The following is a 21771-nucleotide window of genomic DNA, read 5'->3' as shown; positions in this document are numbered from 1 at the left end:
AGAAAAGGGCTTGGCTGGTAACGGAAAAAGTGTATCTTTGCACCCGCTTTGGACCTACCCACGGACCCAAAGCCTGCGAAACCATTGTTTTTAACCAATCAGTACACCTGATCCGATGAGAAATTACGAGACTACATTCATCGTAGACCCAACGCTGTCGGGGGATGAGATCAAAGCGACAGCTCAGGCGTACGTAGACAACCTCCAAAACGAGGGCTGTGAGATTGTGTTTGTAGATGAAATGGGCCTGCGTACGCTGGCTTACGATATCAACAACCGCAACAACGGTGTCTACTACTGTGTGGAGTACACCGCTCCAAACGGCGCCTTTCTGAAAAACTTCGAGCTCGGCATGCGCCGGGACGAACGTATCCTGCGCTTCCTGACCGTCGCCCTCGACAAGTATGGCGTCCAGTATAACGCCGATAAGCGTGCCGGTAAGATCGGCAAGGCCAAGCGGCACAAGCAGGAGAAGCCCGCCAAGACGGAGCCCGCCGCCCACGGCATCAGCCGCAAGAAGGCCGACTCTCCTCACCTCAGCGGTGTGCCCTCGGGCGACGCCGAATCCTTCAAGGAAGAGGAATAACCACCGTAGTAACCACAAAAACAATTCATCATGGCCAGTCGCGATGATATCAAGTTCCTCTCGAATCCCAAGATCGGAGGACGCCGCCGGAAGTACTGCCGGTTCCGCCGTTACGGCATCAAGTACATCGATTATAAGGACCCCGACTTCCTCCTCACCTTCGTGAACGAGCAAGGCAAGATCCTTCCCCGCCGCATCACCGGTAACAGCCTGAAGTACCAGCGCAAGGTCGCTTCCGCCATCAAGCGGGCCCGCCACCTGGCTATGCTGCCGTACGTCACGGACCTTTTAAAGTAATGTAGTACGGTAGTCGGTAGTACGGTAGGGCTCTCCAGCCTACCGTACTAAAGCCTACCGTACTTTTTCATCTAACCGGCGCATGCAGCGGGCAAAGCCCCATAAGGCCGGGACAACATAATAGATTTACGATCTACGATGTACCATTTACGATTTAGCTCGGCTGGTCTGCGCGCAAATCGTACTTCGTAAATCAGAAATCGTAAATCGTAAATTTCTACCCATGAAAGTAATTATGCTGCAAGACGTCGAGAAAGTCGGCGATAAGCACGAAGTCATCGAAGTGAAAGACGGCTTCGGTCGTAACTACCTCCTGCCCCGCGGACTGGCCATCATCGGCAATAAGTCCAACATGGGTCGTCTCAACGAGATGGTCCGCCGGGAGAACGCGCAGGAGCAGAAGAAACTGGACGTATACCGCGAGATCGCCAAAAAACTGGAGGGTAAGACCCTGAAGGTGGGCGCCAAGTCGGGTACGAGCGGCCGCATCTTCGGTTCGATCACCCAGCTACAGATCAAGAACCTGCTCGAGGAGCAATTCGGCGTCGACGTAGAGCGTCGTAAGATCGTCCTGCCCGAGGAGGCGAAGGAACTGGGAACTTACCAGTTTACCATGCGCCTGCACCCCGACGTGGTTCAGGAGATGGATATGGAGATCGTTCAGGGATAGACTACCCGGACGACAACTATTCCAAACGGGAGCGGGGATGCGCGGCTACGGTCGGCATCCCCGTCCTGCTTCTAACCGGGCCCGCTCAAACCAGGCCCTCCCGGACGAAGTCGTGAATATGGACAAACCCCAGGTAGCGGTCTTCATCGTCCACCACGACGAGTTGACTGATACTGAAGGTTTCGAGAACGCTGACGGCCGCTACGGCCAGTTCCGAATCCCGGATCGTTTTGGGAGAGCCGGACATTAGATCGGCGGCTGTGATGCCGGACATATCCTGCTTTCGGTTCAGTAAGCGTCGCAGGTCACCGTCGGTAACGATGCCCCTGAGCTGGCTAGTTGTTCGATCAACCACCGCCGTTGCTCCCAGGCATTTGTTGGTCATTTCCAGCAGCGTCTCGGGGAGCGGTGTATCCGGATAGACAACCGGCTTCTGATTTTGGGGGTAGACATCCCTTACCCGCAGATAGAGCTGCTTGCCCAGGGCCCCGCCGGGGTGAAAACGGGCGAAGTCGGCGGGGGTGAATCCGCGGAGCGCCAGCAGGGAAGTCGCCAGGGCGTCGCCCATGGCCATCTGCAAGGTTGTACTGGTGGTGGGGGCCAGTTCGTTGGGGTCGGCCTCCCGGTCGAAGGGGGTATGCAGCAAAAAATCGGCCTGCCGGGCCAGGGTAGAATCCAACCGGCTGGTCATAGCAATGATTGGATTGCCCATCTGTCGAACCAGCAGAGAAAGCACTTTGATTTCGGCGGTCTCCCCGCTGCGGCTGATCATCAAAACGAAGTCGTTTGGCTGGATCATACCGATGTCGCCGTGGATTGCGTCGCCGGCGTGTAAAAAGAAAGCCGGTGAACCGGTAGAATTTAAGGTAGCAACAATCTTTTGGGCGACTATTGCTGTTTTACCGATTCCTGTTACAATGACTCTTCCATCACCGCGATGGATGGTTTCTACGCAACGGGTAAAACTCTCGCCGATGCTTTCAGCCAGTTTCTCTAGCGCTCGGGCCTCGATCTTAAGCGTTTTTCGAGCGGTTTCAGCGGCTAAGTGGGCGTTATCCAATAGAGTAGAAGATTTAGTCGAAGTAACAACGGTCGGTAAAGTAGGGGTTGACTTTTACAACCAACCTACGTCACAATACGGGACCTCAGGATATTTCGAGCACCCACTACCTGATATTACTACAAACGTAACCAAACATTAAAAGGGCGGTAGAATGCCGTTTCCAGCCACCAGGGTTTGCATAATGGTACAAGTTGTTATTTTAAACCTGTACTGAACCAATCCCGGACCGGCCAACACAAAGCAAGTAGAATGACAGCCAAAGCGTCAGTAAATTTTTTAGAAGAAGCATTAGCTGAAAATTTTGGATTCGATAAATTCAAAGGGAATCAGGAAGCTATCATCCAGTCCCTCTTCGACGGTAAGGATACTTTTGTAATCATGCCCACCGGCGGCGGCAAGAGTTTGTGCTACCAGCTGCCCGGCATGATGATGGATGGCTGCGCGCTGGTGATCTCACCGCTTATCGCCCTGATGAAAAACCAGGTAGACTCTATTCGCTCGTACGGTGACTCCGACGAGGTGGCACACTTCCTGAATTCATCGCTTTCTAAAACGCAAATGCGGCAGGTCAAGGAGGATATCACCTCCGGAAAGACCAAACTGCTCTTCGTGGCCCCCGAAACGCTGACGAAGGAGGAAAACATCGAGTTCTTCCGGGAAGCCCAGATCTCCTTCGTGGCGATCGACGAGGCGCACTGTATTTCGGAGTGGGGCCACGATTTTCGCCCGGAATACCGCCGCATCCGGGAGATGCTCGACCTTATCGGCCACGATATTCCCATTATTGCGTTAACGGCCACGGCGACTCCGAAGGTGCAGTCGGACATCGTCAAAAACCTGCGCATGGGAGACGATCACAACACCTTCGTTTCCTCCTTCAACCGGGATAATCTATACTACGAGGTCCGTCCGAAAGGGAAGAAGGAATACACCTTCCGCCAGATCATCAAGATTGTCAAGGAGATGCCCAATCAGTCGGGCATCATCTACGTGCAAAGCCGTAAGTCAGCTGAAGAGATCGCCCAGGCCCTGGTCGTCAACGGCGTCAAAGCCGCGCCGTATCACGCCGGTCTGGACCCGAAAACCCGCTCCCGTACGCAGGACGAATTCCTGATGGAGGACGTGGACGTTATCTGCGCCACCATCGCTTTCGGGATGGGCATCGACAAGCCCGACGTTCGCTTCGTGATGCACTACGACATCCCCAAATCCATTGAGAACTACTATCAGGAAACCGGCCGGGCCGGTCGTGATGGTCTGGGTGGTCGCTGTATAGCCTTCTACGCTTACAAGGATATTCTGAAGCTGGAAAAGTTCCTCCGCGACAAGCCGCTGATGGAACGGGAAATGGGCGCGCAGCTCATGCAGGAGGTGATGGCGTATTCGGAGACCACCGCCTGCCGCCGCCGCTTCCTGCTGCATTACTTCGGCGAGGAATACGACGAAGCGAACTGCAATAAAATGTGCGACAACTGCCGCCACCCCCGGGAGCGCGTAGAGGTGACGCAATCCGTAGTGGAAGCACTCGAATCCGTCAAAACGCTGGACGAAAACTACCCCCTGAAGACGCTCATCGAATTCGTCCTGGGTAAGGAGACTAAGCAGATGAAGGACTACGGTTTCACCGAGCTGTCCGGCTTTGGCCTTGGGAAGGATAAGGAAGAAGTTTTCTGGAGCTCCGTCTTCCGGCAGGCGCTGCTGAATAACCTGGTACGTAAGGACATCGAATCCTACGGAACCATTAAGATTACCGAGGAAGGGGAGGCCTTCTTGAAGAAGCCGTACAAATTCGAGATCCCCATCGATCACGACTTCGAAAAGGAGTTGGCTGACGATATGCGCGGCGAAGCCGACGACGCGAAAGCCGTTACGCTGGACGAAACGCTGTTGCTTGCGCTAAAGGACCTGCGGAAAAAAGAGGCGAAGCGCCTCGGTATCCCTCCCTTCGTCATTTTCCAGGATCCCTCCCTGATCGACATGGCAACGCGCTATCCGGTCGATTTCGAGGAAATGAAAAATATCCACGGGGTCAGCATCGGTAAGGCGCGGCGGTATGCGACTCCCTTCCTGACGCTCATCGAACGCTATTGCGAGGAGAACGGTATCGACCGGCCCAGCGACTTTGTCGTCAAGCAGGTGGCCAATAAGTCGAAGACTAAGGTCAATATCATCCAGGGCGTCGACCGCAAGCTACCGCTGGAGGATATCGCTTCCGGTAACCAGCTGTCTATGGAGGAGCTGCTCGACGAGATGGTCGTCATCGTCTCGAGCGGCACGAAACTCAACATCGACTACTACGTCGAGGAAGAGGTGGACGAGTACAGCCTGGAAGATGCCTATGAGTACTTCATGCAGGCCGAAACCGATGATCCGGACATCGCTTTTCAGGAACTGAAGGAAGATGACGTGACGCTGGACGAGATCAAACTGGTGCGGATCAAGTTTTTGAGTGAGATGGCCAACTAATCATCGTACCGCCTACGAAAAGCAGTGGCCCATTCCGGTAAGGAGTGGGCCACTTTAGTTTTTGACCCCCGGGAAGGCGTACCCGCCTGATCGAGAAATATATTGGCCATCACGTAACGGGGGTAGAGTGGGAAGCATGAAAGGAAAGACTCTCCCAAAACCTTCCACCATGCCACTCTCATACCAAGCTAAAACTTCTGCCGCCCAGCGTCTCCTCCTGACCGCCACGCTGCTGCTGATCGGCTTGACGCAACTCCCGGCGCAGCTATCCGGAACCTACACGATCGGTGGCTTCAAGCCGGATTATCCCACCATCGGTGCGGCCGTAGCCGAGCTCAATTCAGCGGGCATTTCGGGTCCGGTTCTCTTCCTTATCCGGTCGGGTATTTACCAGGAGCAGGTTACGCTTTCCTCGGTGAACGGAGCGTCCAAGTACCATACCATAACCTTCAAGTCCGAAAGCGGGAATGCAGCTGACGTGGTGGTTAGGTACTATCCTACTTATTCCAACGGGGGGTATGTCCTCCGTTTCGTTGGCGGTAGATATTACCGGATTCTAGACATAACCCTGGAATCAACCAACCCCGTAAGGACAAGGGTGATTCAAGCTTACGGTCAGGGTATCAACAGCGTGCTCATACAGGGTTGCCGACTGCTGGCATCTGCGTACAACCTCAACGATTACCAACTTTCCGTTATCACGCTCCGTGCAGATTATGCTAAAGACGTTCACATCCGCGATAATCTCATCCGGGGCGGTACCGGCGCCATCCACATCTTCGGCGGTACGACATCCCAGTCTACCGGAACGGAAATCACGGACAATCGTATAAGTACTTTTGGGTACCAAGCGGTCTTTCTGAGCGGCCTTCAGGGGGGGAAGTTTACGGGCAATCAGATCATCGGCAGCGCGCGGGGCACTGCCCCCAGTAAAGGCGTAAACTTTATTGATTGGAATGGGACCGCAACCACGCCGGTGCTCGTAGCGAATAATTTTGTCGCCATGCCACGCAGTAGCCGTGATGCGCTAATAGTGGGTAGCAGTAGCCATATTAATATTTACCACAACAGTGTGGAACTAGTAGGAAGTGGCTGGGGATTCATACTGAGCGAATCCCAATTCGTTGCTGTCAAGAATAATATTTTTAAGTCCGTAGGCGGATACGCGGTAGACGTCTCTGGATGCACCGATCTTGCTATGAACTACAACGATCTGTTTACCTCCGGCGGCCCCTTAGGAACATACGGTAGCAAGGTCGCCAGCAACCTGCTCGAATGGCGTCTTTTTTCCAGTCAGGATCAGCGGTCCATAAGTGCCGACCCAGGCTTCGTATCCTATAAGGATTTGCACGCAACGGCCACCGTCCTGCTCGGGGCCGGCGTATTGGTGCCCGGCGTAAAAGTTGATATCGACGGTGACCTCCGTCCGAAACCGCCCTGCATCGGTGCCGATGAATTTAAGAAGAGCCGATATATCCCCTTTTACCCGAAATATGCCCTGTCGGCAAAGACGCCCGGTACCGTGTCGGTTTTCCCTAACCCGGTTTCGGATCAGTTGAACGTGACGCTTGACGACACCTATTTAGGCGAGACGTACCTCACGGTGACGGATGCACTCGGGCGCAGGCTGTACGATGCTCGCTACCAAATGGAGGAGCATTCCCTGCGGGCGGAGCTTCCGGTGGCGGATTTGCCCGCCGGGGTTTACTACTTGCACGTTAGCGCCGGAGATCGGGAGACCGTCAAGCAGTTCATAAAACAGTAACGATTCGTAATCACTCCGTTTGGGAATCGGCTTCAGTCAAATGACCAAAAGCCTAACAGGCTGCATTACAACGTGCCGGTACCGATGATGCGATCCTATCCCGTTGGCTACCGGAAAAAAGGCGTTACCCGTAACGAGAGCAAGCGGGTCCGCCGCACTAAGTTTTGGAGCAAGATTAGCGGCTGAGGCTATTGCGGCAGAGCGCAGGACGAGGAGCAAACTGATAGGAACGGTTCCACGCTCGTTTTTCAAACTTATATATTGAATTTGACAAAAATAGCGTGCATAAATTAGGAATCTTAGATTATTTATCACCAGATATAGTGAGAGCGGAGTCGCAAAAGTAGGCTACTTTAATTTTTCAATTTTCCGTCCCGGAGGGTAACGAAAGCTTCTCTTCCCGCATAAGGCTATAGATCTGCTCCTTCTTACTGAACTGCAGCCAAGCATCTAGCGCCGGACAGCAGCAGTCAATGAATTAGCATATCTACAACACCCACACAAGATGACTCACCTTTACGCTACTATCTTCTCTCGCTACGGCCACCTTATTGCTGGGGTACTGTTCCTACTCCTCGGTTGTAATTCCTTAAAGGCTCAACTACAGGGAACGTATACCATAGGGGGAAATTCACCGGACTACGGCACCATCACCGCCGCCGTGACCGATCTAGATGCCGAAGGTGTTTCCGGGCCGGTGGTGTTTGACATTCGCCCGGGAACATATTCGGAGCAACTGGAGCTTTCCGCGGTCAGCGGTGCTTCCGCTACCAATACGATCACTTTCCGCTCGCAAAATGGGGATCCGGAGGATGTAATTCTCAGCTACGAAGCAACGAGTTCCGCTGATAATTATGTCCTGCAGTTTAATGGCGCAACGCATTACAGATTGCAAAATGTATCGGTCAGTTCCATGGGAAGTAGCTATAACCGACTCATTTCCGTTACCGGTGAATCATCAGATCTGCTTTTTCAGGGTAATCGGTTGCTGGTCTTAGCAAGCAACTCGGGCTATCCCGTCCTGGAAATTTCAACCTTCCTAGGAAGTGACATCCGCATCCTGGACAACTACATCAGCGGGGGGTACACCGGCATTTCCTTACAGGGTATCAGCAGCCAGAACCTGACAACGGGAACAATCATTCGGAATAACGTCATCGAAGATTTTCGCGGGTACGGCTTGCAGGCACAGACGCTGGCGGGGGGCGAGGTGACCGGTAACCGCATCATTGGTCGGATGGCCTCCGCATCCTACGGGCTGTACGTCAATAACTGGGACGGGACGGCCTCGGAGCCTTTACTGGTGGCGAACAACTTCGTCAGTCTCCCGGGCGGGGGATCGTATGCGGTGCTCATCTCGGGTAGTGACTACCTCAACTTCTACCACAACAGTGTCAACCTGGCTGAAAGCGGTAGTTACGGCTTTTACCTGTCCAGCAGTCCGAACGCTTCGGTCAAAAACAACATCTTCCGGGCGGGAACGGGTTACGCGGTTTACCTGAGTAGCCTGACCGGACTGGATATGGACTACAACGATCTGTACACAGAAGGCAGCTACCTGGCCTACTATAACAACACGCAGGTTACCGACCTGGCCGACTGGCAGTCTACCTCCGGTCAGGGAGCCAATTCGGTGAGTTTCGACCCCCAATTCGTTTCGGACACCGACCTGCACGCCAGTGCCCGCGCCCTGGCCGACGCCGGGGTAGGTATCGCGGCGGTAAGTACGGACATCGACGGAGAGTCGCGCGACAATTCGCCCAGCATCGGGGCGGACGAATACTCAGCGGCCGGCTTCGTACCGCTGTCGGGTACCTACACCATCGGGGCCTCCGGTTCCCGCAACTTCGTCAGCTTCGGGGCGGCGGTGGCTGCCATGCGCACCAACGGCCTCGCCGGGGCCGTGACCTTTGAGGTAGCCTCGGGCACGTACGAGGAGCAGGTAGTCCTGCCGGACATCTCGGGCGGCTCGGGTAGTAACACGATCACCTTTGAGTCCGCCTCGGGCAACGCCGAAGATGTAGTGCTCACCTACGCGGCTACACAGAGTGACTCCAACTACGTAATGCGGCTCACCAATGCCTCGGACGTTCGCCTGCGGCACTTGACGCTGGAAGCAACGGGAACGTCCTACAACCGGGTGGTGGAAATCGCCAACCGCGCGGACAATATTGTAGTGGAGAACAATCAACTGCTGATATCAGCTGTCAATTCGGGCTACGAAGCGCTGGCAGCGAACGTTTCTCTTGGCAGTGATATCCACCTCCTGGACAATTACATGAGCGGGGGGTACACCGGCATTTCCTTACAGGGTATCAGCAGCCAGAACCCAACTACGGGAACAATCATTCGGGGTAACGTCATCGAAGATTTTCGCGGGTACGGCTTGCAGGCACAAACGCTGACGGGCGGCGAGGTGACCGGTAACCGCATCATTGGTCGGATGGCCTCCGCATCCTACGGGCTGTTCGTCAATAACTGGGACGGGACGGCCTCGGAGCCTTTACTGGTGGCGAACAACTTTATTAGTCTCCCGGGCGGGGGATCGTACGCGGTCCTCATCTCGGGCAGCGACTACCTCAACTTCTACCACAACAGCGTCAATCTGGCCAGTAGCGGCAGCTACGGCTTTTACCTGTCCAGCAGTCCGAATGCTTCGGTCAAGAACAACATCTTCCGGGCGGGAACGGGTTACGCGGTTTACCTGAATAGCCTGACCGGGCTGGACATGGACTACAACGATCTGTACTCCGAAGGCAGCTACCTGGCCTATTATAACAATACGCAGGTTACCGACCTGGCGGCCTGGCGGTCTACCTCCGGTCAGGGTGCCCATTCGGTGAGTTTCGACCCCCAGTTCGTTTCGGACACGGACCTGCACGCCAGTGCCCCCGCCCTGGCCGACGCCGGGGTCGCAATTGCGACGATAAGCAAGGACATCGATGGAGAGTCGCGCGACAATTCGCCCAGCATCGGTGCGGACGAATACTCAGCGGCCGGCTTTGTACCGCTGTCGGGCACCTACACCATCGGGGCCTCCGGTTCCCGCAACTTCGTCAGCTTCGGGGCGGCGGTGGCTGCCATGCGCACCAACGGCCTCGCCGGGGCCGTGACCTTTGAGGTAGCCTCGGGCACGTACGAGGAGCAGGTAGTCCTGCCGGACATCTCGGGCGGCTCGGGCAGTAACACAATCACCTTTGAGTCCGCATCGGGCAACGCCGAAGATGTAGTGCTCACCTACGCGGCTACACAGAGTGACTCCAACTACGTAATGCGGCTCACCAATGCCTCGGACGTTCGCCTGCGGCACTTGACGCTGGAAGCAACGGGAACGTCCTACAACCGGGTGGTGGAAATCGCCAACCGCGCGGACAATATTGTAGTGGAGAACAATCAACTGCTGATATCGGCTGTCAATTCGGGCTACGAAGCGCTGGCAGCGAACGTTTCTCTTGGCAGTGATATCCACCTCCTGGACAATTACATGAGCGGGGGGTACACCGGCATCTCCTTGCAGGGTACCAGCAGCCAGAACCCAACTACGGGAACAATCATTCGGGGTAACGTCATCGAAGATTTTCGCGGGTACGGCTTGCAGGCACAAACGCTGACGGGCGGCGAGGTGACCGGTAACCGCATCATTGGTCGGATGGCCTCCGCATCCTACGGGCTGTTCGTCAATAACTGGGACGGGACGGCCTCGGAGCCTTTACTGGTGGCGAACAACTTTATTAGTCTCCCGGGCGGGGGATCGTACACGGTGCTCATCTCGGGCAGCGACTACCTCAACTTCTACCACAACAGCGTCAATCTGGCCAGTAGCGGCAGCTACGGCTTTTACCTGTCCAGCAGTCCGAATGCTTCGGTCAAGAACAACATCTTCCGGGCGGGAACGGGTTACGCGGTTTACCTGAATAGCCTGACCGGGCTGGACATGGACTACAACGATCTGTACTCCGAAGGCAGCTACCTGGCCTATTATAACAATACGCAGGTTACCGACCTGGCGGCCTGGCGGTCTACCTCCGGTCAGGGTGCCCATTCGGTGAGTTTCGACCCCCAGTTCGTTTCGGACACGGACCTGCACGCCAGTGCCCCCGCCCTGGCCGACGCCGGGGTCGCAATTGCGACGATAAGCACGGACATCGATGGAGAGTCGCGCGACAATTCGCCCAGCATCGGTGCGGACGAATACTCAGCGGCCGGCTTCGTACCGCTGTCGGGCACCTACACCATCGGGGCCTCCGGTTCCCGCAACTTCGTCAGTTTCGGGGCGGCGGTGGCTGCCATGCGCACCAACGGCCTCGCCGGGGCCGTGACCTTTGAGGTAGCCTCGGGCACGTACGAGGAGCAGGTCGTCCTTCCGGACATTTCGGGTGGCTCGGCCAGCAATACGATCACCTTTGAGTCCGCATCGGGCAATGCCGAAGATGTAGTGCTCACCTACGCGGCTACGCAGAGTGATTCCAACTACGTACTGCGGCTCACCAATGCCTCGGACGTTCGCCTGCGGCACCTGACACTGGAGGCCACGGGTACGTCCTACAATCGGGTGTTGGAAATCGCCAACCGGGCCGACAACATTATACTGGAGGGTAACAAGCTGCAAGTATCAACCAGCAATGCCAGCTACCCGGTGCTGGATGTAAATGCTACACTGGGCAGTAACATCCAGATATTGGACAACGACGTCAGTGGGGGCTATTACGGTATTTCGTTTCAGGGTACTAGCTCACAGGAGCAACCGACGGGAACGGTCATCCGCGGCAACCGGATCGAAGATTTCCGGGGTTACGGGTTGCAGACGCAAAGGCTGCTGGGGGGCGAGATAACCGATAACCGTATAATCGGTCGGTCGAGTTTTGTGTCCTATGGCATGTCTCTGAATAGCAGTGACGGTACGGCCTCATCACCCCTGCTGGTGGCGAATAACTTCATTAGCCTTCCCGGCGGCGGATCGTACGCGGTACTTATCTCGGGTAGCGACTACCTCAACTTCTACCACAACAGCGTCAATCTGGCCGGTAGCGGTAGCTACGGCTTTTACCTGTCCAGCAGTCCGAACGCTAGGGTCAAGAACAACATCTTCCGGGCCGGAACGGGTTACGCGGTATACCTGAACAGCCTGACCGGGCTGGACATGGACTACAACGATCTGTACGCCGAAGGCACTTACTTGGCCTACTATAACAATACCCACGTTACCGACCTGGCGGCCTGGCAGACTGCCTCCGGCCAAGATGCCAACTCTCTAAGCGTAGACCCCCAGTTTGTATCGGAGACAGACTTGCACGCTCAAAATTTAGCTTTATCGGAAGCCGGCGTGGCCCTCTCCGAAATCACTACGGATATCGACGGCGAAGACAGAGGTGATCCACCCAGCATAGGCGCGGATGAGTTCGGAACCGACGGCGATGGCATTGACGACGACGAAGACAATTGCCCCAGCGCCTTTAATCCCAATCAGGAAGATTTCGACGGCGACGGCATCGGCGATGTGTGCGACGCTGACGACGATAACGATGGCGTAAACGACGAAGCGGATTGCGATCCGCTGGATGCCTCCGTTTCGGTACCGACCACCTTCTACGCCGACCGAGATCGGGATGGCTACGGCGACGCTTCTACCGCTACCGAGGCCTGTTTCGCCCCGACCGGCTACGTTACTCAATCCGGTGACTGTGACGATCTGAACGGTACCGTATACCCCGGAGCTCCCGAACTGTGTGATGGACTAGACAATGACTGCGACGGTTCTACGGATGAAGGTGCCACTCTGACAACCTTTTATGCGGATGACGATGCTGATGGATTAGGCGACCCGAATGATTCCGTCGAGGCCTGCGCTGCACCGGCCGGCTACGTCAGCAACGCATTGGATTGTGATGATACGAACGCTAGCATTGGGCAGACCGTAACGTTCTACGCCGATACCGACGACGACGGTTACGGTGATGCTTCCATCACCACCACGGGCTGTGTCGCCCCGGATGGCTACGTGGCACAGTCCGGCGACTGCAACGACTCGGACGACACCGTATATCCCGGAGCGCCGGAACTGTGTGATGGCATCGACAATGACTGCGATGGGATAACCGACGAAGGAGTGGGCGCCACCACCTACTACGCGGACGATGACGGGGACGGTCTAGGCGACCCGAACGACTCAACGAACGCCTGTACGCAACCATTGGGCTACGTAAACAACGCTTTAGATTGCGACGACACCAATGCCGCCATCGGGGAAGAAATAACTTTCTACGCCGATAGCGATAATGACGGGTATGGTGATGTCTCAAGCACCACCGTCGCCTGCTCCGCCCCGGCCGGCTATTCGGCTCAGGCTGGCGACTGTGACGATTCGGACGCAACGGTGTATCCCGGTGCCCCTGAACTCTGCGACGGGGTTGATAACGACTGTAACGGAAGCATTGATGATGGGGTGACTAATACCACTTTCTATGCGGACGCCGACGGCGATGGGTTAGGTGATCCTACCGTTTTCACCGAAGACTGTGCCCAGCCGAACGGATACGTCAATAACGCGCTGGATTGTGATGACACCGATGCCGCTATTGGAGGAGAAATCACTTTTTACGCCGATAGTGATAATGACGGTTACGGTGATGCGTCCGTTACCACCACTGCCTGCACGGTTCCCGATGGATACGTGGTGCCATCCGGCGACTGCGATGATACGGACGATACCGTCTACCCCGGCGCCCCGGAACTCTGTGACGGAAAGGATAATGATTGTGACGGCACGACGGATGAAGGAGTAAGCAGCACCACCTACTACGCGGACGCCGATGACGATGGCCTGGGAGATCCCAATGCTTCGACCGAAGCCTGTGTGCAGCCCGACGGTTACGTTGATAATGATCTGGACTGCGACGACACGGACGCCGCCATCGGCGAGGAGACCACCTTTTACGCTGACGCCGATAATGACGGTTACGGAGATGCGTCTTCCCCTACCGTCGCCTGCTCGGCCCCTTCCGGTTATGTTGCCCAAGCTGGCGACTGTGACGATTCGGACGCTACCGTCTACCCCGGCGCCCCGGAACTCTGTGACGGGATCGACAATGACTGCGACGGACTAACGGACGAAGACGTGACCAATACCACCTTCTACGCAGATGCCGACGGAGACGGACTGGGTGACCCCACCGTATCTATCGAAGACTGTGCACAACCAGCCGGCTACGTCAATAATGCACTGGACTGCGACGATGCGGACGCCACAATTGGAGCCGAGACGACCTTCTACGCCGACACCGATAACGACGGCTACGGAGACGCGTCATCCTCCACCACCGCCTGCTCCGCTCCTACCGGCTACGTAGCGCAGTCCGGCGACTGTGATGACTCGGATGCAACCGTCTATCCCGGTGCCCCCGAGCTCTGTGACGGAGTCGACAATGATTGCAACGGCAGCATTGACGAAGGTGCCACCGGTACTACTTTCTACGCCGATACCGACGGCGATGGTTACGGCGATGTATCCACTACCATCACCGCCTGCACCCCTCCGGCCGGTTACGTTCCCCAATCCGGAGACTGCGACGATTCGGATGCCAGCGTTTACCCGGGAGCACCCGAACTATGCGATGGTCTTGACAACGATTGCGATGGAATGACCGACGAAGACGTCACGAACACTACATTCTACGCGGACGCGGATGGTGATGGCTTAGGAGATCCAAACGTCTCTACCGAAGACTGTTCCTCACCAGCCGGATACGTCGTGAATGCGCTAGACTGCGACGATACGGACGCGAGTATCGGTGAAGCGATACCGTACTACGCTGATGCCGACAGGGATGGGTACGGTGATGCATCCACCATGATTACCGCCTGCACTGCGCCGGACGGATACGTAAGCCAGGCCGATGACTGCGACGACAGCGATCCGCTGGCCTACCCAGGGCAGACCTGGTACATCGATGCGGACGGTGATGGTTATCCGGAGTCCTCTCTCACCGGATGCGAGCGTCCCACGGACGGATTCGCCGCTTCCGAATTGACGTCTGTGGAAATTGACAACTGCCCGGCTACCTACAATCCGGAGCAGACGGATAGCGACGGCAACGGTACAGGTGATGCCTGCGATTCGGCGGGAGAGAATACGGAAACCGAATTCTGGCTCGAAGGGGAATGCGCCATGGTGGGTACCAAATGGACAGTTGCTACCGATCGCGAAGCCTCTAATCAGAAATACGTTACCATTCGTGGGCTAAATTCTTTGGCAAGCCCCCCGGCGGATGTTGCCGAAAATCGTCTCCGTTTTACCCTGGAGCGGGCCGCTGCCGGCAGCTTCTACCTACACGTACGGGCGTTTACGCCCGACCGGGGATCGGATTCCTTCTGGGTGCGCCTTAACGACGGTAGTTGGATGGAATGGAATAATATCGACTGCAACCGCCGATTCACCTGGGCCACCCTTCCCGATATGCTGGTCCTCACGGCCGGTACGAATACCATTGACATTGCTTACCGGGAGCGTGGTACCATGTTGGATAAAGTATACATATCCCTGGATGATACCCTCCCCGCCGGCTTTGGCGAACCGGCCACCAACTGTTCGGAGTTAGCGAACCAGCCGCCGACGGCTATGGCCACCGCCTCCGTCACGCAGGGTGTAGCGCCGCTAACGGTGCAACTGGACGGCAGCGCGAGCTACGATTACGATGGCACAATCGTCGACTACGATTGGAGTTGGACGGGCGGCAGTGCCACCGGTGCCACGCCTTCTGTTACATTGGTCGCCGGCACCTACGACATAAAGTTAACGGTGACCGATGATGCCGGTGACTCCAACTCGGCAACCGTAACCGTACGGGTAGCTACACCGGGCGGTGTACCAAGCACCACCCCCTTCTCCTTCGAGGCGGAGTGTACGATCCGTGACCGCGACTGGCGACTGAGCGAAGACGTTGAAGCAAGCGGCAACCGCTTCGTCAGCTTCACGGGCTGCCGTTGTGAGGGCACGCCGTCGATGCAGATGGCCGGACAGTACCTGAACTACGACTTCGTCACCTCCAAAGCGGAGACCTTCTATTTGTTCCTTCGCCTGGATGCGCCCGACGTGGGCCGCAACTCTTTCTGGATCCGTATGGATGACGGTGATTGGATTAAGATGTGGCGCGAAGCGGACGGTAGTGTGTTGTTGACCAACGGTTTCGAATGGCGGCGCGTGAACGACGATGCAGTTCCGGTATCCTTCGACCTTGCCCCTGGCGAGCACACCATCACGGTAGCGGCGCGAGAGCCGGGCACGAAGCTTGACAAACTGGTCTTGTCAGCGGAACCGGAACTGCCGCTGGGCACTGGTCCGGATGCACAGAACTGTTCACTCTATCAGCGTGCCATAGTAAAAGGCTTGATGAAGGAGCTGGTGTTACCCTACGAAGAAGAACTGTTCGCGGAGGCTGACCTGTCCGTGTTTCCCAATCCGGTTGCCGACCATCTTATAGTCGAGCTAAACGATGGTTATACCGGAAGAGTAGACATGACCGTAGTGGATGGTTTAGGCCGCCGGGTCCGCCACCTGCAGTACGATAAGGAGGGTCAAAGCTTACGCACCGAACTCTCCGTAGCTGATTTGCCCCCGGGTATTTATTACCTGCAACTGCAGGGTAAATGCCAAACGGTGGAGCGCTTCGTGAAGCGGTAGGTGATACCATAGTTTGAAAGGCGAGGGCCGGCATCAATCGATGCCGGCCCTTTTTAATTATGTCATATGTACCCGGCGACAAAGTGGGCGACCTGCGGTAAAAAGTGAGGGTAGAACAGGCCAGGTATAACGATAGACCACCCGTAAACGATTGATCATGCTCTCATCGGTGAAGCCAAGATTGTTGGCCGGGGATGAATAAATCCCGGCAGAGGTTTTGCAGGCCCTTCGCACCGCCGCAGGTTGATTTCCTATTTCGGGGTTCGATTTTGGTACCGTCACGCATTAGTTGGTCATGGTAGCGACGTTGTAACTCATATTCAGATAGTGTCCGGCAATCGCCCAGCCTTTCTTCGGAAGACCTTATGGCTGGTATCGAAGCCGTACGTATTGACCTTGACACCTAATTACCTAACTACCTACACCCTTATAGCTTATGGCTAACCTATACCCAGAACAAAACACTTTCCTCACCTTAAAATGCTGCTTAACTTTCCTTGCTATAATGGGATTCAGTGCACTGCACGCGCAGCTGCAGGGATCTTACACCATCGGTGGGAACTCTCCCGACTACACATCCATCAATGCCGCGGTCGCCGATCTTAACGCCCAGGGCGTATCCGGACCGGTGACCTTTCAGATCCGCGACGGCAACTATTTCGAACGGGTGCGACTCACCGCGGTCAGGGGGGCTTCGGCGACCAATACAGTCACCTTCCGGTCCGAAAGCGGTAAGGCCGAAGACGTCACCATCCGATACACGGGCCGCAGTATTCTGAATAATTATGTCCTTCAGTTCAACGGGGCAAAACACATTCGAATAGAGTCGCTGACCGTGCTGGCAACCGGTGCCACTTACGCCAGGGCCCTGGCCGTAGTGGGCGAGGTGAGCGATCTTGCGATAAACGGTACCCGGATAGAGGCCCCCGTTACGAACCTACTGACTACCGATCAGGTGGCCCTATACCTGGATCCGGATGCGGCCAGTGATATCCGCATTCGGAATAATACGATCGTCGGCGGTAGCAGCGGGATCTATTTCGTGGGAAAGCTGACGGCCAGGGCCACGGGAACGGAGGTCACCAATAATATCATCCAGGATTTCTCCAATTTCGGAGTACGGCTACAGTACCAAACCGGCGGTGAAGTGACCGGCAACCGGATATTCGGAAAACAGGTGGGGGAAAGCCGGTACGGATTGTACGCCAATAATTGGGACGGTACGCCGTCTGACCCAATCCTCGTTGCCAACAACTTCGTTTCCCTACCCGACGACGGTATGCACGCGGTGTATATGGTCAACAGCGAAAACCTGAATTTCTACTACAACAGTTTGTTGCAGACCAACTCCGAGAGCCCCTTTGCGCTAGTGAGTATGGAAAATGTAACGGCCCGCAACAACATCTTCCGGGGAGGTGCGGGTGCCGCGGTAAGCGTGAGCAACGCTTTTGCCGTAGACATGCAGTACAATGATCTGTTCACCACCGGTACCTATCTGGTAAACTGGGAGGGTGTGGACGTACCTGACCTGGAAACGTGGTACAGCGCGGTCAAGCAAGGCCTCTATTCCATTACGGTGGATCCGGAGTTCGTCTCCCGCACAGATCTACACGCTACGAATCCGGCGCTAGCACAGGCGGGCGTAGCGGTAGCGGATGTCACCACGGATATCGACGGAGAAGAAAGGAGCGATCCCCCCAGCATCGGAGCGGATGAATTCCGCATCGTTGGCGATATGGACAACGACGGCATCAACGACGACGAGGACAACTGCCCGAGTGTATTCAACCCGGATCAGGCGGACAACGACGGTAACGGAGTGGGGGATGCCTGCGAAACGCCGACCGATGATTCGGTAAGCGAATTCTGGCTTGAAGCGGAGTGTGCAACGGTCGGTAGTAGTTGGGAAATCGTGCCCGACGGCAATGCCTCCAATCAGTCCTACGTCTCCGCTCCGGGCAAAAATTCCACTAAGAATCCACCCGCCGACGTACCCGAGAATCGCATCCGTTTTACCCTTGAACGGGCGGTCGCGGGCACTTTCTTCCTGCAGGTCCGTGCCTATACGCCCGACCGCGGATCGGATTCCTTCTGGGTGCGGGCCAACGACGGAAGCTGGATTCGGTGGAATAATATCGACTGCAGCCAAAAATTCACCTGGGATGTTTTTCCCGGGACATTCGAATTAGCCGCCGGTAAGAACACGATCGACGTAGCCTTCCGTGAAGGCAGCACCATTTTAGACAAGATTTACGTCTCCCCCGAAGCCACGCCACCCTCCGCCTTCGGTGAGCCGGCAACCAACTGTTCGAAACTCGATAATCAGCCGCCTACCGCCCTTGCCTCTGCCTCGGTCACCCAGGGAGTCGCCCCACTGACGGTGCAACTAGACGGGAGCGTTAGCTACGACGCCGATGGAGAAATTATCGCCTTCGACTGGGCCTGGCCTGGTGGCAGCGCCAGCGGAGCAAGGCCCACCGTTGTACTCGATGCCGGTACTTACGACATAGAATTGACGGTAACCGATGATGCAGGTGCAAGCAGCACCACAAGCGTTACCGTACGCGTCGCGGCGCCCGATAATCCACCGAGCGCTAGTCCGTTCTCCTTCGAAGCGGAATGCACGATCCGCCACGCCGACTGGCGACTCAGCGAGGATGCTGAGGCAAGCGGTAACCGATTTGTCAGTTACACCGGCTGCCGCTGTGATGGACACCCTTCCGAACAGACCCCGGATCGGTACCTCAACTACGAATTTGTCACTTCCGAAGCGGAAACTTTTTACCTGTACTTACTGCTGGATGCCCCCGATGTGGCCCGTAATTCCTTCTGGATTCGGATAGACGACGGAGAGTGGATCAAGATGTGGCGCGAAGTCAAGGGTGGTGCCCTACTGACGAATGGCTTCGAGTGGCGGCAAGTCAATGTTGATTCCCGACCGGTAGCCTTTGACCTATCCTCGGGAGCGCATACCATCACGGTGGCCGCACGCGAACCCGGTACGAAGCTGGACAAGCTGATCCTGTCTCCGATGGAAGAAACGCCGGTGGGTGGCGGCGCTCCCGCCGACAATTGTAATCCATCAGTGAAGCAACCGCTGGAGGACTTTGCCAAACAAGCCGTGCTGCCCTACGATGAGGCGCTTTTCACCGAGGCTAGTCTCTCGGTTTTCCCGAATCCCGTAACCGACCTCCTCACCGTGGAAATGAATGACGGGTACACGGGTGAAGTCAGTATGACCTTGTTAGACGGACTGGGTCGCCGCATTCGCAGTAGTCGCTACACTAAGGTAGACCAACACATGCGTGGCGAACTTTCCGTGGGTGACCTGTCGCCCGGTATCTACTACCTGCAGCTGCGGGGTAAGTGCCAGACGGTAGAGCGCTTCCTGAAGCTATAGCGGTATAGATACTTGATAAAGCAGGGTCGGCACTTTCGGGTGCCGGCCCTTTTTTTGAGGGTGCTGCAAAACCCTGTTGCCCGCCCTTCGGGCAGCAAAGTGAAAGCCCAGCAAGCTTGCCGTAGCCCTTGTTTTGGACGGATGCTACCAGAAACAGGAAAGGGGGAATACTGCGTGATCCCTTTTAGGGGGGGCTGCAAAAGCCTGTGGCCCGCCCTTCGGGCAGCAAAGTGAAAGCCCAGCAAGCTTGCCGTAGCCCTTGTTTTGGACGGATGCTACCAGAAACAGGGAAGGGGGATTACTGCGTGATCCCTTTTAGGGGGGGCTGCAAAAGCCTGTGGCCCGCCCTTCGGGCAGCAAAGAAAAAGCCCCACACCCTTACCAAATCAAGGCTTTGGACGGGTGTGGGGCTTTTTCTTTGCGATCACCTGCGGTGATCGGGCCACAGGCTTTTGCGGAGGATGAGGGATTCGAACCCCCGGTACCCGTGAAGGTACACCTGATTTCGAATCAGGCACGTTCAACCACTCCGCCAATCCTCCGGAGGGGGCACAAAAATAGTAATAATGAGAGAAATAGCTAGGTCATTTTAGCTAACAATTTGTTTAATTTATTATCTTTGATTGGCCACGCTTTTCGACCCTTACTCAGTTTCCCCTCTTTTTTTACCCTTCGTGGCATTCCGTCAATCGTTTCAGTAGACTTCCTCATGGATACCGAGGATTATGCCGCCGTTGCACTCAGCCGTGCATCCGGTATCGGGCCGGTGCTGTACCGGCAATTGATTAACCACTTTGGCTCGGCGGCCGCGACCCTAAGGGCGGCTCCCCGTGATCTGGCCCGCCTGTCCGGTGTCACCACGGAACTGGCCGGCCGGCTGAAAGCGGCGTCCGTTCAGAAGGAAGCGGAAGCCATCATCGAATACGCGGAAAGGAACGACATCGACATACTGCGAGTCGGCCACGCCGGTTATCCGACCGAATTAGCGGGGTTCGAGCGGGCACCAGCCGTGCTTTACCACCGGGGAAACACGGACCTCGGATGCCGGCGCACGCTGGCCGTGGTTGGCACCCGCAAAATCAGCCGGGAGGCTATGTTGCAGATCGAACGACTGCTCGATCCGTTGGTCGCTTACGAGCCGCTGATTGTAAGTGGACTGGCCTACGGCATAGACACGGCCGCCCATCGCCGCGCCCTTACTTTGGGACTGCCCACCCTCGCCGTTCTGGGTAGTGGATTCCGCCACGTTTACCCCTACGCCAATCGAAAACTGGCCAACGACATGTGCCGGCAGGGTGGGGGACTACTCACCGAATACCCGCCCTGGATTAAACCCGAGAGGGAACACTTTCCCGCCCGAAACCGAATAGTTGCGATGCTGGGCAGGATGACACTGGTCGTTGAATCCGACCTCACCGGCGGTTCCATGATCACGGCAAATATGGCGCACGGCTACCAACGAAAAGTAGGTGCCTGCCCGGGGCGGGGCGGCGATCGCCATACCGCCGGATGCAACGCCCTGATCAAAGAGGGCAAGGCTTTTCTGATCGATAGCCCGGAAGATGTCATCCGACTGCTCGACTGGGAGCCGGCGGCACGGCGCCAACAGCAACTGCAGCTTTTCCATTCCCTACCACCCGAGGAGCGTCAAGTAGTCGATTTGCTTCAGGGCCGGGGCGAAGGGGTAAAAGTCGACCTGATCAACGCCCGGCTGAATTGGCCTCCCGCTAAACTGGCCGGCTGCTTGCTTGGATTAGAAATGCAGGGGCATATTTCCGCGCTTCCCGGACAGCGCTATCGTTTGAGTGCTACTGTTCCATCTCCGCCCGCACAACCCTAACCAAGCCT

General features: G+C 56.2%; 9 protein-coding genes and 1 tRNA gene. 8 read left to right on the top strand and 2 right to left on the bottom strand.

Annotated elements, in window-relative coordinates:
* The first annotated feature begins 115 nt into the window (after positions 1–115).
* From rpsF to rplI, 3 genes are all read left to right on the top strand, one after another.
* Positions 116–586, top strand: coding sequence for a 30S ribosomal protein S6 (rpsF, locus tag DRW39_RS19105; protein WP_116108687.1), 471 nt, complete (start codon positions 116–118; stop codon positions 584–586).
* Between the two features lie 30 nt (positions 587–616).
* Positions 617–883 carry a 30S ribosomal protein S18 gene (gene rpsR, locus DRW39_RS19100; RefSeq protein WP_104418165.1) on the top strand — a complete coding sequence of 89 codons (267 nt, stop codon included), beginning with the start codon at positions 617–619 and terminating at the stop codon, positions 881–883.
* 223 nt (positions 884–1106) lie between these two features.
* Positions 1107–1553, top strand: coding sequence for a 50S ribosomal protein L9 (gene rplI / locus DRW39_RS19095; protein ID WP_116108686.1), 447 nt, complete (start codon positions 1107–1109; stop codon positions 1551–1553).
* An 85-nt stretch (positions 1554–1638) separates the two neighbouring features.
* Here rplI and DRW39_RS19090 read toward each other — a convergent pair whose 3' ends face one another.
* Entirely contained in the window at positions 1639–2613 is a 975-nt protein-coding gene (locus DRW39_RS19090; protein ID WP_116108685.1) for an SIS domain-containing protein, read from the bottom strand.
* Between the two features lie 252 nt (positions 2614–2865).
* Here DRW39_RS19090 and DRW39_RS19085 point away from each other — a divergent pair, with 252 nt between their 5' ends.
* The 4 genes from DRW39_RS19085 to DRW39_RS19070 all read left to right on the top strand — a co-directional run bounded on the left by DRW39_RS19085 (position 2866) and on the right by DRW39_RS19070 (position 19923).
* A complete protein-coding gene (locus tag DRW39_RS19085; protein WP_116108684.1) occupies positions 2866–5082 on the top strand; it encodes a RecQ family ATP-dependent DNA helicase in 2217 nt (738 codons plus the stop codon).
* Positions 5083–5251: 169 nt separating this feature from the next.
* Positions 5252–6847: a T9SS type A sorting domain-containing protein gene (locus tag DRW39_RS19080; protein WP_157976224.1), complete on the top strand. Its 1596-nt coding sequence runs from the start codon at positions 5252–5254 to the stop codon at positions 6845–6847.
* 505 nt (positions 6848–7352) lie between these two features.
* Positions 7353–16523, top strand: a complete 9171-nt coding sequence (locus DRW39_RS19075) for a MopE-related protein (RefSeq protein WP_116108682.1) — start codon at positions 7353–7355, stop codon at positions 16521–16523.
* Between the two features lie 505 nt (positions 16524–17028).
* Entirely contained in the window at positions 17029–19923 is a 2895-nt protein-coding gene (locus tag DRW39_RS19070; protein WP_198664945.1) for a PKD domain-containing protein, read from the top strand.
* A 455-nt stretch (positions 19924–20378) separates the two neighbouring features.
* Here DRW39_RS19070 and DRW39_RS19065 read toward each other — a convergent pair.
* Positions 20379–20465 (bottom strand) — tRNA-Ser (locus DRW39_RS19065).
* Between the two features lie 167 nt (positions 20466–20632).
* On the opposite strand from DRW39_RS19065, the gene dprA reads away from it, so the two are divergent.
* Complete coding sequence (gene dprA, locus DRW39_RS19060) at positions 20633–21763, top strand: DNA-processing protein DprA (RefSeq protein ID WP_116108680.1); 1131 nt, start codon at positions 20633–20635, stop codon at positions 21761–21763.
* Positions 21764–21771 lie beyond the last annotated feature (8 nt).

This window comes from Lewinella sp. IMCC34191, from assembly GCF_003390935.1.
Taxonomy (GTDB): Bacteria; Bacteroidota; Bacteroidia; order Chitinophagales; family Saprospiraceae; genus Neolewinella.
Note: the sequence above shows the minus strand (reverse complement) of the source record. Positions and strands in the feature narration are given on the sequence as shown.